Origin of the sequence: Nocardiopsis sp. MG754419 (assembly GCF_018207095.1) — a bacterium.
Taxonomy (GTDB): domain Bacteria; phylum Actinomycetota; class Actinomycetes; order Streptosporangiales; family Streptosporangiaceae; genus Nocardiopsis.
Genome location: NZ_QOCZ01000379.1, coordinates 1 through 414, shown reverse-complemented (window position 1 = coordinate 414; position 414 = coordinate 1). Strand labels below are relative to the sequence as shown.

The following is a 414-nucleotide window of genomic DNA, read 5'->3' as shown; positions in this document are numbered from 1 at the left end:
CTCCGGCAGGCATCCAACTTGTCAGATCCTCTCTTGAGGCATCTTCTGCGTGTCCGCAGAACGGTGGTCAGAGAGAAGGAAAAACACTGATAGAGTCGGAAACACCGAAGGGAAGCGCCCGGAGGAAAGCCGCGAGAGAGTCTCTCGGGTGAGTACAAAGGAAGCGTCCGTTCCTTGAGAACTCAACAGCGTGCCAAAAATCAACGCCAGATATGTTGATACCCCGTCTCTCCCGATTCCGGGAGGGCGAGGTTCCTTTGAAATAACACAGCGAGGACGCTGTGAGCCGGGGGGATTATTCCTCCTCCTGGTTCCGCTCTCGTGGTGTCATCCCGATTACGGGAAAACATTCACGGAGAGTTTGATCCTGGCTCAGGACGAACGCTGGCGGCGTGCTTAACACATGCAAGTCGA

Annotated in this window: 1 rRNA gene; it reads left to right on the top strand. The window is 55.1% G+C overall.

The annotated features are described in order from the left end of the window. Positions 1-349: 349 nt before the first annotated feature. Positions 350-414, top strand: a 16S ribosomal RNA gene (locus tag DSY14_RS28200); the annotation flags it as partial.